Genomic DNA, 12,070 nt, shown 5'->3' with positions numbered 1-12,070 from the left:
CCCTCCAAATCTAACAATTTATTTTCTCACCAGAATCTTCAATTCAAACGGTAATCTCCCCTATGGAAAGGGACCGGCCTTCCGCATAATCGGCATAGAGTTCGACTTCAACAGTATTCCAGGGCTGGATGTTCGTACTGTACGTTTCCGTAATCATTCCATCCAGTGTGAATTTGAACGTATAATCCACAATCTCAAAACCCGGAACCCGGAACCTGAAAGGTTTGGGGTGGCTGATTCTTTCATCAGGTGCCAGTTCGTATGTTTCGTCAAGCACGGAATTATTCTCCGAATCAAAGACCTCCACCCTGAGCTCATGCACTTCGGTGTCATGGTTCCTGGCAGTAAAAAGCGGGGTTGGCGGCCCGGCAATTAGATATGGAAGAGCTACGAACAGCAATACGAACAATATTACTAAAACTGCGCTTCCAATCAGGATTTTTCTATTGAGACCTGTCATGCTATGCCCTCCGGCATTGCTCCGATATTTACCCGGCGACATTCCACGATAACGGCAGGCTTCAATGCCCCCTCGGCTCCGAGATTAAGATAGGCTGGTCTTCTTCTCCGTATACCACAATCTCAACGTTACTCCAGGTAGAAACTTTAGTACTGTACGTTTCCGTAATCATGCCGTCCAGTGTGACTTTGAACGTATAATCCTCGTCCCCGATACCCGGTGGCACCCGGAACCTGAAGGGTTTTGGGTGGCTTATTCTTTTAAGCGGGGTCAGTTCGTATGTTTCGTCAAGCACGGAATCATTCCCCGAATCAAAGGCCTCCACCCTGAGTTCATGCACTTCGGTTTCGCAGTTAATGGCAGTAAAAAGAGGGCTAGGAGGCCCTACTATTAAATAGGGCCCGACTGTGAACAGGACTGCCAAAAGCAAGACAAGAATAAACGCACTTATAAGGGCTATCCTTTTGGGATTTTTCATCGGATTTTGTCCCCCTGTCAGCTTTGATTCCCATCATCAATTATTCTCAGCAACTCCTCAAGCTCGGCGGTCTCTCCGGACTTTACGGCTTTCCCGTCCCCGGTCAGGGCATACTTACCCTGAAAAGACCCGGTGACCCGGAAATGTTCAGGCTCCAGGTCCTTCGTAGCCGGCTTTGTATCCTCCACCAGGAAAAGAAGGACATCTTCCCCCGACTCAAAAGAGGGTTCGTCTTCCACATCCAGTGTAAGGTTTCCGACTGTCCCTCCCAGCACCCTCACAATAACCTCATTTGAAGAGAGAGGGTTCTTGAAATATTGGTCCACCGAAATCACAACATCCCTGTAAATCACATCATTCAAGCCAGAGCCCTCAAAGGCGTTTTCAGGCTGCTTCCCATCAGGAGTATTCCACCTTGCAGGCAGAATTTCCTTTACCGAACCGATAAGGATCAGGTAGGATTTATTAGCAAGATCTTCAGGGCTCAGGTATTCGACCAAGGCGCTGACTGCAATGGTCAGAGGTGCATCGGGAGCATTTAACTCCTCAACTGCCCCCTTTTCGGAAGAAGAGCCGGGCTCCAGAAGTGAGGAGTTGTTTTCAGCCTCCACGAAAATAGTGACATTATTCGAGCGAGCCCTGCCTATCCAGTAGGGTTTGGTGATGCTCTCCCCTGAGGAAGTGTGGTACTCGGTAAAGAGGGTGTATACCCCCGGTGGTAGAGTCCAGCAGCTCGAATCCCGCCATACCTGCAGGAACTCTCCGGGCTGCAGTTCTATAAGGGCGTCGTCCGTCAGCTGTACTCTTTCAATCACACCGCATTCGTAGAACACATACGAACCATTGGGGTACAGGAAAAAGATGTCATAACTTACCTGCTCTTCCATTTTCCACACGTTTATGTTTTTACTGCCCGTGTTTTTCAGGAAAAGCCCAATGTCAAAAACTTCCCCTTCCGCGACCCGGGTTTTTTCAGGGATTACCGTGAAATTCAGTTCCCCTTCCTGGGAAGCCGGCTCTCTGCCCCCGATGCAGCCCGCTGCACCCACAATAAAGCATAAGATAACAGAGAGCAGACACATCGCATAGAAAGCTTGCTTTGCTTTTATCGCATTTACCGGGTTTTCAGGTTTTGAGGAAATTTCCCCTTTTCTTGCCTGCATTTAGACCTTCCTCCTTTTTGCGTCGATCCGATACCTATCCTCGCCTGCGGTATTGATCCCCTTTATGCTACCTCCGATGAAATTACCTTTCAGGGTATTGTTTTTGGAGGCATTTTCCAAGATCCAGGCCTGCCTCTTATCAGAGCCATCAAAGCCCCGGGCTCCGCTCAGCAAGTAATTGTTTAAGTAAAAGAGTTCGATTCCGTACCTGCAGTTTATGCTTACAGTGTTGTTACAAAGAAGATTCAGGTCCGAAAAATTCAGGCCTATGCCCCTGCGGCTGTTTGGGACAGGATTGCCCTCCAATTCATTCCCCCGGGCTTCCTGCAGCAGGATACCGGAGTATGTAGTGTCCAGAATTGTATTCCTAATTGTATTGTTTTCCAGCCGGTTGCTTCCGGCCTTCTCAAGCCGGATGCCGTAGCTGCCGTTAACCTCTACAGTGTTATTCATCAGGCTGCAGCCGTCCGAATTTTCCAAGAAAATGGCACAGGTATTGTTCCTGAACACGTTGTCTGCAAGTGTGCAGCTCCGGACCCCATCGAGAAAAATGCCGGTACTTTTTTCAGGATCGTTACTCCCGTTCGCTCCTTCCACAGTAAACCCACTTATCTCCACCGCCCTCCTTGTCACATGGAAAACGGGAGAGCCAGGATCTGCTGCCCTTATCACAGTATCCTCCGGGTTCCCGGACTCAGCCCGGATCGTCACCTGGGAATCCACAACCAGGTTTTCAGTATAGGTGCCAGGGGCAACAAGAATTATTTCCCCGGCAAAAGCATACTTCAGGCCCTCTCCGATTGTCAGGAAGGTCCCACCCCCGCTTCCGTCCACCCTTACAGTTAAGGGGGGCCAGCCGAAACATGTAAAGTTATCAGGAGAATATACGGGAAGTTCGGCATCTCCCGTGCAAGCTACGGGAACTGCAGTAAAAAACAATATAAGAGTTAGCAGAACCCCTGCTTTCAGACTTTTATTTAGCTTCATTTCAACACCTTACTTAAAGACCCTGCATTTCCGGAGTTGTGAAAAATAAACCATGGAAGAAAAATTAGACAGGGTAGAGGTCCGGATCATCCTCCATACACTCCTGAAGCAGGCCGGAAAGTGCGGTTCTGGTGACAGTGTTTCTCCCCGGAATGAGGATTATCAACTTCTCGACAGGCTCGTAGACCTTAATTTTTCGGCCTCTTTGACTCCATTTTACCTCCGAAATCCGTATAAGGTCGGCTTCAAGCAGTGCATCGAGATGGTACTGGAGGGTGTTTAGCCGCAGGTCAAGCCCGCCTGCAAGCTCACTTGCAGACATATCCCCGGTTTCCAGAAGCTGCAGGACTCGGATTGAAGTTTCGTTTGAGAGGGTCTGTATGATTTTTCTGGAATCATTAGAAAGAGACAGAATCCGCAGTTTTTCTTCAAAATCTTGTGTTTTCATACCTGATCCTCTGTTCTTATCCATTGATAACTCCGGGAATATTCCGGTTACCCGACAAGCCTTTCAAAAAGGCATAGTACAGGTCATTTCTTTTAATCAGGAGATAATAACAAGCCAGATGGCCATTCCTGTTGGAAATCTATCTTATTAATTTTTTATATATGACTAAAGAAAATTGAGATAGCTTACATATACCTTTTGTGGCCAAACCATCAAACTATTTGAAGAACAATATAAGAACATGTGATAAAATTAGTCCAAAACTTGAATTTTTATAAATACGGCATGGATAAATATAAAAAGATCACAAAATATAAGTAGTCAACATCCGTATGTTTACATATGTTCCTTCCGGCAGGAGATAAACAGTTCGAATTCTGGGTCCTGCGCCGAAACGGCCTCCCGAACATCAATATAGCCAAACAATTCGGAGTTTCCAGGCAGGCGGTCTCGCGAGCCCTCCTCAGTATGGATAAGCGAATTGAAGATACCCTGCTTGAGATGGCGCAGGCAAACCGGATAGAGGTGGAAAGGGTCAACCCGAAGAAGGGAATCCTCTTCGGGCACTCGATCCCCTTCAAAGCCAGCGCAATTATTTTTATTTCGGCCAAACACGGGATGCAGGTCTGGTACGAACATGAAGGGGACTGCGGGTCCTGCGAGCGGTACAGGGAATGCATCGAACTGCTATGGGACTTTGCAGAGGAAATGCAGATAAAACTCAAGAGCTCAGAGGACCCGACAAAAATTGCAGATGAGTTGTTCGGAAAATTGAAGGAGTTGACTGAACAGGCCTGAGACCGGTTAGGCAAAATTGAAGGCAGGGTAAAGAATGAATGAATTCACAGAGGGTATAAGGAAACTTATGGGCTGGTGTCCAAATGCAAAAACACTTGAAACCAGGCATTCCATCTGCCCTGGATATTTTGGTGCGAATACCGGCGCCGGAGACAGAGATTCCGGAGACCCGGTAAATCCCTGTTGGTCCCGGAAACTGAGCAGCAGGTTCCTCCTGGTTGATTCTTTCCTTACACTTGCATATCTCCTTGTAATGGCCCAGCTGGGTGTGAATAAAGAAGCATTCCTTGCCGGTGTTTTCATTTCCGTAACGTTTTTCGCCTCTGGCTGGAAGAAACAAATGCACAGGTACGATACTCTCGCACAAAAACCATTTCTCGATTATTCCGGTAAGGAAAAACCGTACAGGAGACTGTTCCGGACAATAACTCTAATTTTTTATGCCGCACTTTTTTGCTGGATTTTTGCGGGAGGTCCGGAAAGGAATTTTCTCATGAAAGGGACCCTGTCTTTCTTTGCAGGCGGGCTTGTATCCCTGTGGTTTTGCTATCTCCAGATACTCTACTGGGAGCGGAAAAACCACAAAACGATTTATCTCAACAAAAGCTTCGGAAAGTGGAAAAGATCGTATTTTATCAGGGAGAAATGATAAATGCCTGCGAAAGCTGTTGCTTTTGAGCAGATCAAAAAGCTGATGGGATGGTGCCCGAATGCAAAAACTGCTGAAGCCGGACCCTGGATTAGCTCTGTGAATTTTGAAGAATATGGAAGACCAGGAGAGGAAAAAGCAAGAAGTCCGGCGGTTCCCGGCCAGCATTCCAGGCTTGATACCCAACTCCTCCTGTTACCAATTTTCTTTACTCCTGTTTATATAAACCTATTTCAAAAAGGTATAAACACCGAGGCTTTCCTTCTTGGCCTTTCACTTTCTTTACCGATATATCTGCCCGGCTGGAAAAAGCAGATGCATCAATACGATGCCGCGAAAAAAAATCCTGTTATTTCACCTTTCTTTAGAAGATCGTTATTCTGTGTTATCTTATTCCTGTTTTTAGGTTTTACTTTGCTCATGGCTTTCTTGCCTTATATCTCATCTCATGCGGCCCATCTTCTTAACGATCAGACACTGAATTCTTTTGTTTCAGGAACTCTGATTCCGATGTGGGGCTTCTATTTCCAGCTAATTTACTGGGAGAGGAAAAACCATATGAAAATGTTTATGAAAAGAGAAAAGGGACAGCAAATGCTGTATGCACTTGGGGAAAAGGGGGGAAAACGATGAACCTGAATACCGATTACGTCAAAAAGCTGATGGGGTGGTGTCCGGCCTGCAAGAAAATCGAATCGGAAAAAGAGCAAACATTCTGCTTTGCAAACCGGGCCGCAGTTTCCGATAGAATAGGGAACTATCAGGACATCCAGACTTCAAACGTAATCTTTCCTGCAAATAACTCCCTCTTTTGCCTCCTGTTTGCAGCAGGCTTCAACCTGCTCCTGAGGTTCGAAGACCTTCAGCCCTTTCTGGCCGGCCTGGTACTGCTAAACGCAGTATACTGCTTGTTTGTCATCAAGGTCTTGAGCGCGGGGATTCTGGTTGACAGTAGAGGGGTGCATTTGCAGGCTTTCAGAATGAGGAATTTTGAAATACCTTACGAAGAGATTGAAGCTGTCGGGGAATACAAACTCGAAAAACGTTCAAAGAAAAACTCTCGGCTCCTGTACATGCTGGGAGTAATTGCCCTTTGTGGCATTGCCTATGTGGCCCTGGCGGGAGAATGGCGAGCTTTTGTGCTGATAATATCCACTCTTCCTCTTTCCCTGTGCCTGGAGAAAAAAAGAAAAAGTCAGTACCGGGACCTGGATACGCGGCTCTACATAAAAACCAGGAATAAGAAATGGTATGAGTGGACACCATACTACTCCATAATAACGGACGAAGCTTCAGCTGCCAGGCTTAAGTCCTTTATTGAAAGGAACTCGGGGAGAAAGTGAGATGGTTTTTCCGGGCTACTTCCGAAAACTTATGGGCTGGTGCCCTATGAAAGATGCCCTCCGGGAAGAGAGGCAGGAAGACGGCTTCCGAAGTTTTGGACTGGAAACCGGAAGCTTCCAGCAAGGGGCATCCCCTACAGACCTGTCAAAAAGCAAGACATTAAAAATGTATGTCAGGCTTTCCAGGGGCGAGGGAATTGGAAAAATCATATTTCCGGCCTTAATAGCCTCCTTCGTTCTGGGCGTATACAGTCCTGCCGACTCCTTTCTCAGCATACTCTCCGCCCTTATCCCGTACATTGCCCTCCTTTTCCTGGTCATTTATCATCGCACTTCCGTGGAATTAACTCCCGAAAAAGTGGTTATTCTCAGGCCTCTGCTCAGGCCGCTGGAGATACGAAAAGAAGACATTGTGCAGACCTCGATAAAAAAGAATGAAAGCCATTCCCTCCGCTGGCCGTTCCGCTTACTTTACATAGCTGTAGTGCTGCCCCATGCCATAGAATGGATAGCAAGGGCTTTACAGAACCTGGAAGGACCAGCTCCCGCCCCCGCAAAATTCAGCCTCTTCCTGGTGCAGCTATGGGGAATCGCATTTCTTCTTGTGCTTTATTACAACTTCGAACTCCTGGCGTCTTATCAGCATGCCCTCAAAGTTGCCACAAGCTCAAAAATGACGATGTGGTTCTATATAAGAGAACCGGAAGAACTTGCCATTTCCCTCAAAAAATAGAATGAGTGAAAAAAGGATAAAAAGAAACAAGCTTCTCACTTCAGGCTCTTTATAAGCTCCTGAAAGCGCTTTTCGTCCGAGACTTTCTGGGCGTTGAGCATCCTTTTGAGGTCATCGGCTGCTCTCTCCCCGCCTTTCCCCTCGAGCCTGTCCTTCAACTCCATAGCCGCCCGCAAAAGCCCGACGGCTTCTTCATAGAGGGATTCGGCTTCGGCTTTTGTAAGCTCTTCTACCTCAAGCATTTCCTCGTCTGCCTTTGCCCTTTCCCTGAGTTTGGGGATAAGAGCCTTTAATTCGGCAGTTTCTTCAGGCTCGTGGAATTCCTTGTCCCCAAAGGTCCGGACCATGTCCCTGAGCCTGTACTCTTTCCCGTCTATTTCGATACTTTCCGGGATTTTCTTTCCTGCCCAGGCAAAATCGCTTCTGAGGCTCCAGAGCAGCTTATTGCGCTCAGGCGTGCTGATATATTCCGAACCTGTGTCTTCCGTGTCTTTTCCTTCCTGAAACATGCAAAGCGTTCCCCCGAAAACCCGATAGATTCCGGATAAGTTTATCTGAAATTCACAATAAATTCTCTGCGATATTTTCCGAAATTACATGTTCACAGTAGAGGCAGCGGAGGGTGACTACGCCGTCTTCGGACTGGAGCACAGAAAATTTGGATTTTATGGGTTCACTGCTGTTGGAGATGCAGTTTGAGTTGGTGCAGCGGACCACGCCTTCAACATAAGAGGGGAGCACGACCATGTTTTTCTGAACGACTTCAAAGTCCCGGATGATGTTGATGGTGGCTTTTGGAGAGATCAGGGCAATCCGGTTGAGTTCCGCAACATTGAGTTCCCTGCCTTCGATTTTCACTACATCCTTTCTGCCCCCGGAGCCGGGAGCGTTCATGACAAAACTGACCGTGCCCTTACAACCCGAAGAGATCCCCAGGATGCGCAGGACGTTTAAGGCCTGCCCTGCCTTGATGTGGTCGATCACGGTCCCTTCTTCGATTGCCTGGATTTTAAGGTCCCGCTTATCCTTCACTCAATCACCCCCATTGCAAGAGCCAAGAGCGCCATCCGGGTAGGGACCCCGTAAAAGGCCTGCTGGAAATAGCATGCATGCGGAGTTGAGTCCACCTCGGGAGCAATTTCGTTTACCCTGGGCAGAGGGTGCAGGATCTTTAAGGAAGGGTCTGCACCTTTCAGCAGGTCGCCTGTGATTTTAAGCCTGTTTTTGACCTTTTCGTACTCCTCAGGGTCAGGGAAGCGTTCCCTCTGGACCCTTGTCATGTACAGGACCTCAACGTCCCCTATTATGTCTTCGAAGGAATCTGTCTCCTTTACCCTGATCTTTTTCTTTTCAAGGTCCCGGACAATTTCCTGCGGCATCCGGAGTTCCGGAGGGGAGACAAAGGTCATTTCCGCCCCGTAAAGGGAGAGAGCGTGGCACAGGGAGTGCACGGTCCTCCCGTACTTCAGGTCCCCTGCCATAGCAATCTTAAGGCCTTCAAGGTGGCTTTCCCTGCGGATGGTGTAGAGGTCAAGGAAGGTCTGGGTAGGGTGGTGGACCGAGCCGTCTCCACCGTTGATTATGGGCACAGTTGAGAATTCCGAAGCCATCTGCGCCGAACCATCCAGAGGATGGCGCAGCACTATAAGGTCGGCATAGTTGCTGATCACGCGGATGGTATCGGCAAGGTTTTCCCCCTTCATAACCGAGCTTGCCTCCACGGAACCCAGGTTAAGAATCCGCCCCCCAAGCCTCTGGGTAGCGGCCTCAAAAGAAAGTCGGGTCCGTGTGCTTGGTTCAAAAAAAAGAAGAGCAACGATTTTTCCGTCAAGCAGCCTGGATTTTTCCTCGCCCCTTGCCACAGACTCAAGTTTCTCGGCGGTATCGAGGACGTGGTCGATTTCTTCCCGTGAAAAATCCTTCATTGAGATAACGTGTCGGTTCTTAAATGACATTCAGTTTTCATAAAGGATTCCCAGAGATATAACCTTTGCTCCGAAAATTTTGTAAGTGAGTTTACCCCGTTTTTACCCCCGTTTTACCCCGGTTTTCAGGCGATTTTCAGGCGATTTTCCAGGGGGGTTCAGGAATTTATGTTAAGTTTGCACGTTCATTCCTTCACTTTCTTGAGGAATTCAACCCAGAGTTTGGCATCCTTCACCCTCTGGGATAAAAACTGTTCCTGAAATCGCTTTGCATTCTCTTTCATTGTTCCGTCCTCGATTTCCCTGAGGTCCATGATTGTGCGCAGCAAGCCTGCAGTTTCGTGATAGAGTGTCCTTGCCTCTTCCCTGGTAAGGGGCTTTTCTTCGAGTTCTTTTTCGTCTTCCATTTCCTTTATCGAAAGGATCTCGATACAGTTTTCGATCTGCTTCTTTTCCTCTTCTGTGATCTCTTCTTTCTGAATCATTTCCCAGACATATTCATGAAGGGGACAATTTTTCCCCTCAAGTTCCACACTATGAGGAATGTACTGCCCTACCCAGAAAAGCCTGGAATGCAAAGCCGAAAGCAACTGCCTGCGTTCCCCTTCGGTAATGTATTCTTCCGCTTCTGTCTCTTTACCCTTAAATTCTTCTGCCTTTGTGGATTCTGCTTTTGCTTTAGAATCCTTCTTTGAATTCTGGTCCGTAATCTATCCCCACAGATAAATAGCGCTCTTACCCCAAAAAAATTTCGGAATGCCTGCTCCATCCCGGAGGCTTGCAAACTGAAAGGAAAATTTGATGGGTTTCTTATGACAGGGTAGGGGTAATTTCCCCTTTCCAATTATCTTTGAAAACCTTTTTTCAATCTGCTTTTCAGGTACCTGAACTCTCACCGGTCTTCGAAGACGACCGGCTTTTCCAGAAAGTATACTTTAATATGTCTAAAAAAATTAGTAGAAATTCCTTTTACTGCTTTCGTGTCATGATTTTCTTTGAGGCAGGGTGTAAAAAACAGGGTGTAGAAAACAGAACGTAGAAAGCAGAATGGAGAAAGCAGAATGAAGAAAGCAGAATGAAGAAAGCAGAATGAAGAAAGCAGAATGAAGAAAGCAGAATGGAGAAAGCAAGATACAAAATCAGAGTGGAGGGTATCGGCGACAGTTTATTTTTCATTCGTTTTTTCTCAGTTTACCTGGAAAAAGCCGCCCGCCTCAGCGGGCGGTGAGAGCCCCGGGAATGATTAAACAGAAAAAGACCAGCCTTAACCAGGACCAGGAATCGGACACATCCCCGACCCTCTTCCAAAATACAACAGGATTTCTACGGAGCCGAAATGACACGAAGTTAAAAAGTACAGTAAAAAAGCACACTTAAAAAGCACAGGATATAAAGGGGATCAAAAAATTAATCATGTTTCGGAACCAAAAAATTAAGGATTAATAGATGTTATGAGACAAAACAAAAAGCAATTTACATAATAAGGAATCTGCATATTAAAAATAAGGATGATAAAAAACGGGAATAAAAACTGGAATATAATAATGGAAAAATAAAAAATATTGGGAAGCCGTTCAGGAAAAGAACTCCGCTGGCACTTCATTCATGTAGCCCCGGTTTCCCTTTTGAGGTGATACTATAGTTCCGATAATTCAAGTTGCACTTGATCTCCTGGAGTTGGACCGCTCGGTAGAGATTGCGAGGGAAGCCGTTTCCGGGGGAGCTGACTGGATTGAGATAGGGACCCCCCTTATCAAAAGCGAAGGAATGGACGCAATCCGCACCATGCGGAAAGCTTTTCCAGACCGGACAATCCTGGCCGACATGAAAACCGTGGACACGGGGGCCATGGAAGTTGAAATGGCAGCAAAAGCCGGAGCCGATGTTGTAATCGTTCTCGGGAGCGCAGACGACTCCACAGTGCTTGATGCGCTTCGCTCTGCCCACAAGTACGGGGTCAGGCTGATGGCCGACCTGATCTCTGCACCTGACCCGGTTACCCGGGCCGTAGAACTTGAAGCCCTTGGAGTGGACTACATCAACGTCCATGTAGGCATTGACCAGCAGATGATGGGGAAAGACCCGGTTACAATCCTCATGGAGATTGCGGAAAAGGTAGGTGTCAAGCTCGCTGTCGCAGGAGGACTTGATGCGGAAAGTTCCGCACAGGCAGTAAAAGCCGGAGCGGAAATCGTAATCGTTGGTGGGAATATCACCCGCTCGGACAACGTAACCGAAGCTGCCCGGAAAATCCGGCAGAGCGTGGACTCCCCGGATGCGGTGGAGATCCGGGGCAGAGGGACCCTGGACGAAGAGATCCGGGAAATCCTGAGGGAAGTTTCGACCTCCAACATTTCAGACGCCATCCACAGGAAAGGGGCAATGAAAGGCATCCACCCCCTGGTCAGGGGAAAGATGGTCGGCACTGCAGTTACGGTACAGAGCTTTGCCGGGGACTGGGCCAAGACCGTGGAAGCCATTGACATCTCAAAAGAAGGCGATGTTATTGTTATTTACAACGAAAGCAAAGACATCGCCTGTTGGGGAGGGCTTGCAACCTTAAGCTCCCTGAACAAGGGCATAGCCGGGGTGGTGATCGAAGGTGCGGTAAGGGACATTGACGAAGTGGAAAAACTGGGCCTTCCGATCTACACCAGCAACACCGTCCCGAACGCAGGAGACCCTAAAGGTTTTGGGGAAATCAACGCAGAAATCACCTGCGGAAGCCAGACTGTAAAGCCTGGGGACTATATAGTGGGCGATGAAAGCGGAGTTGTAGTAGTCCCGAAAGAGAGGGCTTACGAAATCGCAAGGCGGGCAAAAGAAGTCTACAAGACCGAAAAAAGGATCTTCGATGAGATCAGGAGAGGCGGGACCCTCTCAGAAATCCTGGAACTCAAGAAGTGGGAAAAGCTCTGAACAGGAACGAACTGAAACTGCCCCGCACCCGGAATGAAAAACGGAACTTAGTGGATGAGCATTAGTGGATGAGCAGGAAAAAATAATAAAAGCAGGAACACCCTGCTAGGCAGGAAAAAATAATAAATGCCGGGAAAAACGTTCTGGAAGAACTGAAATACAGGAAA

Annotated in this window: 15 protein-coding genes; 6 read left to right on the top strand and 9 right to left on the bottom strand. The window is 47.7% G+C overall.

The features are described from left to right. Positions 1 to 43: 43 nt before the first annotated feature. The 5 genes from FTO70_RS05215 to FTO70_RS05195 form a co-directional block, all read right to left on the bottom strand. On the bottom strand, positions 44 to 460 hold the full coding sequence (locus FTO70_RS05215; RefSeq protein ID WP_255334646.1) for a hypothetical protein: 417 nt from the start codon (positions 458 to 460) through the stop codon (positions 44 to 46). 61 nt (positions 461 to 521) lie between these two features. Further along, positions 522 to 938, bottom strand: a complete 417-nt coding sequence (locus tag FTO70_RS05210) for a hypothetical protein (RefSeq protein ID WP_255334645.1) — start codon at positions 936 to 938, stop codon at positions 522 to 524. Between the two features lie 17 nt (positions 939 to 955). Continuing rightward, positions 956 to 2,101 (bottom strand): hypothetical protein, encoded by a 1,146-nt coding sequence (locus FTO70_RS05205; protein ID WP_255334644.1) that lies wholly within the window; start codon positions 2,099 to 2,101, stop codon positions 956 to 958. Continuing rightward, a complete protein-coding gene (locus FTO70_RS05200) occupies positions 2,102 to 3,088 on the bottom strand; it encodes a nitrous oxide reductase family maturation protein NosD (protein ID WP_255334643.1) in 987 nt (328 codons plus the stop codon). A 64-nt stretch (positions 3,089 to 3,152) separates the two neighbouring features. Beyond that, positions 3,153 to 3,536 (bottom strand): transcriptional regulator, encoded by a 384-nt coding sequence (locus FTO70_RS05195; protein WP_255334642.1) that lies wholly within the window; start codon positions 3,534 to 3,536, stop codon positions 3,153 to 3,155. Positions 3,537 to 3,878: 342 nt separating this feature from the next. On the opposite strand from FTO70_RS05195, the gene FTO70_RS05190 reads away from it, so the two are divergent. The 5 genes from FTO70_RS05190 to FTO70_RS05170 are packed head-to-tail and all read left to right on the top strand — an operon-like array spanning position 3,879 to position 7,059. Then, on the top strand, positions 3,879 to 4,334 hold the full coding sequence (locus FTO70_RS05190; RefSeq protein ID WP_255334641.1) for a hypothetical protein: 456 nt from the start codon (positions 3,879 to 3,881) through the stop codon (positions 4,332 to 4,334). Positions 4,335 to 4,368: 34 nt separating this feature from the next. Beyond that, positions 4,369 to 4,983, top strand: coding sequence for a DUF1673 domain-containing protein (locus tag FTO70_RS05185; RefSeq protein ID WP_255334640.1), 615 nt, complete (start codon positions 4,369 to 4,371; stop codon positions 4,981 to 4,983). Between the two features lie 3 nt (positions 4,984 to 4,986). Then, on the top strand, positions 4,987 to 5,616 hold the full coding sequence (locus tag FTO70_RS05180) for a DUF1673 domain-containing protein (protein ID WP_255334639.1): 630 nt from the start codon (positions 4,987 to 4,989) through the stop codon (positions 5,614 to 5,616). Further along, positions 5,613 to 6,326 carry a hypothetical protein gene (locus FTO70_RS05175; protein ID WP_255334638.1) on the top strand — a complete coding sequence of 238 codons (714 nt, stop codon included), beginning with the start codon at positions 5,613 to 5,615 and terminating at the stop codon, positions 6,324 to 6,326. The genes FTO70_RS05180 and FTO70_RS05175 overlap by 4 nt, the downstream gene beginning before the upstream one ends. 1 nt (position 6,327) lies before the next feature. Continuing rightward, the gene (locus FTO70_RS05170; RefSeq protein ID WP_255334637.1) at positions 6,328 to 7,059 is read left to right on the top strand and encodes a DUF1673 family protein; all 732 of its coding nucleotides are present in this window, start codon (positions 6,328 to 6,330) and stop codon (positions 7,057 to 7,059) included. Between the two features lie 35 nt (positions 7,060 to 7,094). Here the strand turns inward: FTO70_RS05170 and FTO70_RS05165 are convergent, their stop codons facing one another. The 4 genes from FTO70_RS05165 to FTO70_RS05150 form a co-directional block, all read right to left on the bottom strand. Further along, a complete protein-coding gene (locus FTO70_RS05165) occupies positions 7,095 to 7,568 on the bottom strand; it encodes a DUF5788 family protein (protein ID WP_255334636.1) in 474 nt (157 codons plus the stop codon). A 52-nt stretch (positions 7,569 to 7,620) separates the two neighbouring features. Next, positions 7,621 to 8,091: an aspartate carbamoyltransferase regulatory subunit gene (gene pyrI / locus FTO70_RS05160; protein WP_255334635.1), complete on the bottom strand. Its 471-nt coding sequence runs from the start codon at positions 8,089 to 8,091 to the stop codon at positions 7,621 to 7,623. Then, the gene (gene pyrB, locus FTO70_RS05155; protein WP_255334634.1) at positions 8,088 to 9,014 is read right to left on the bottom strand and encodes an aspartate carbamoyltransferase; all 927 of its coding nucleotides are present in this window, start codon (positions 9,012 to 9,014) and stop codon (positions 8,088 to 8,090) included. Before pyrB ends, pyrI begins: the two co-directional genes overlap by 4 nt. Positions 9,015 to 9,169: 155 nt before the next feature. After that, a complete protein-coding gene (locus FTO70_RS05150; protein ID WP_255334761.1) occupies positions 9,170 to 9,598 on the bottom strand; it encodes a DUF5788 family protein in 429 nt (142 codons plus the stop codon). Positions 9,599 to 10,622: 1,024 nt separating this feature from the next. Here FTO70_RS05150 and hxlA point away from each other — a divergent pair. Next, positions 10,623 to 11,903, top strand: a complete 1,281-nt coding sequence (gene hxlA, locus FTO70_RS05145; protein ID WP_255334760.1) for a 3-hexulose-6-phosphate synthase — start codon at positions 10,623 to 10,625, stop codon at positions 11,901 to 11,903. Positions 11,904 to 12,070 lie beyond the last annotated feature (167 nt).

The sequence above is a fragment of the Methanosarcina sp. KYL-1 genome (assembly GCF_024372725.1).
Taxonomy (GTDB): Archaea; Halobacteriota; Methanosarcinia; order Methanosarcinales; family Methanosarcinaceae; genus Methanosarcina.
The sequence above is the reverse complement of the archived record's forward strand: the minus strand, read 5'-3'. Positions and strand labels throughout refer to the sequence as shown.

Excerpts from the sequence above, each read along its gene's own strand:
- pyrB (WP_255334634.1), bottom strand. The coding sequence starts at position 9,014 with ATGTCATTTAAGAACCGACACGTTATCTCAATGAAGGATTTTTCACGG.
- FTO70_RS05175 (WP_255334638.1), top strand. The coding sequence starts at position 5,613 with ATGAACCTGAATACCGATTACGTCAAAAAGCTGATGGGGTGGTGTCCG.
- FTO70_RS05165 (WP_255334636.1), bottom strand. The coding sequence starts at position 7,568 with ATGTTTCAGGAAGGAAAAGACACGGAAGACACAGGTTCGGAATATATC.
- FTO70_RS05215 (WP_255334646.1), bottom strand. The coding sequence starts at position 460 with ATGACAGGTCTCAATAGAAAAATCCTGATTGGAAGCGCAGTTTTAGTA.
- FTO70_RS05195 (WP_255334642.1), bottom strand. The coding sequence starts at position 3,536 with ATGAAAACACAAGATTTTGAAGAAAAACTGCGGATTCTGTCTCTTTCT.
- FTO70_RS05205 (WP_255334644.1), bottom strand. The coding sequence starts at position 2,101 with ATGCAGGCAAGAAAAGGGGAAATTTCCTCAAAACCTGAAAACCCGGTA.
- FTO70_RS05180 (WP_255334639.1), top strand. The coding sequence starts at position 4,987 with ATGCCTGCGAAAGCTGTTGCTTTTGAGCAGATCAAAAAGCTGATGGGA.
- FTO70_RS05170 (WP_255334637.1), top strand. The coding sequence starts at position 6,328 with ATGGTTTTTCCGGGCTACTTCCGAAAACTTATGGGCTGGTGCCCTATG.
- FTO70_RS05210 (WP_255334645.1), bottom strand. The coding sequence starts at position 938 with ATGAAAAATCCCAAAAGGATAGCCCTTATAAGTGCGTTTATTCTTGTC.
- FTO70_RS05185 (WP_255334640.1), top strand. The coding sequence starts at position 4,369 with ATGAATGAATTCACAGAGGGTATAAGGAAACTTATGGGCTGGTGTCCA.
- FTO70_RS05190 (WP_255334641.1), top strand. The coding sequence starts at position 3,879 with ATGTTCCTTCCGGCAGGAGATAAACAGTTCGAATTCTGGGTCCTGCGC.
- FTO70_RS05200 (WP_255334643.1), bottom strand. The coding sequence starts at position 3,088 with ATGAAGCTAAATAAAAGTCTGAAAGCAGGGGTTCTGCTAACTCTTATA.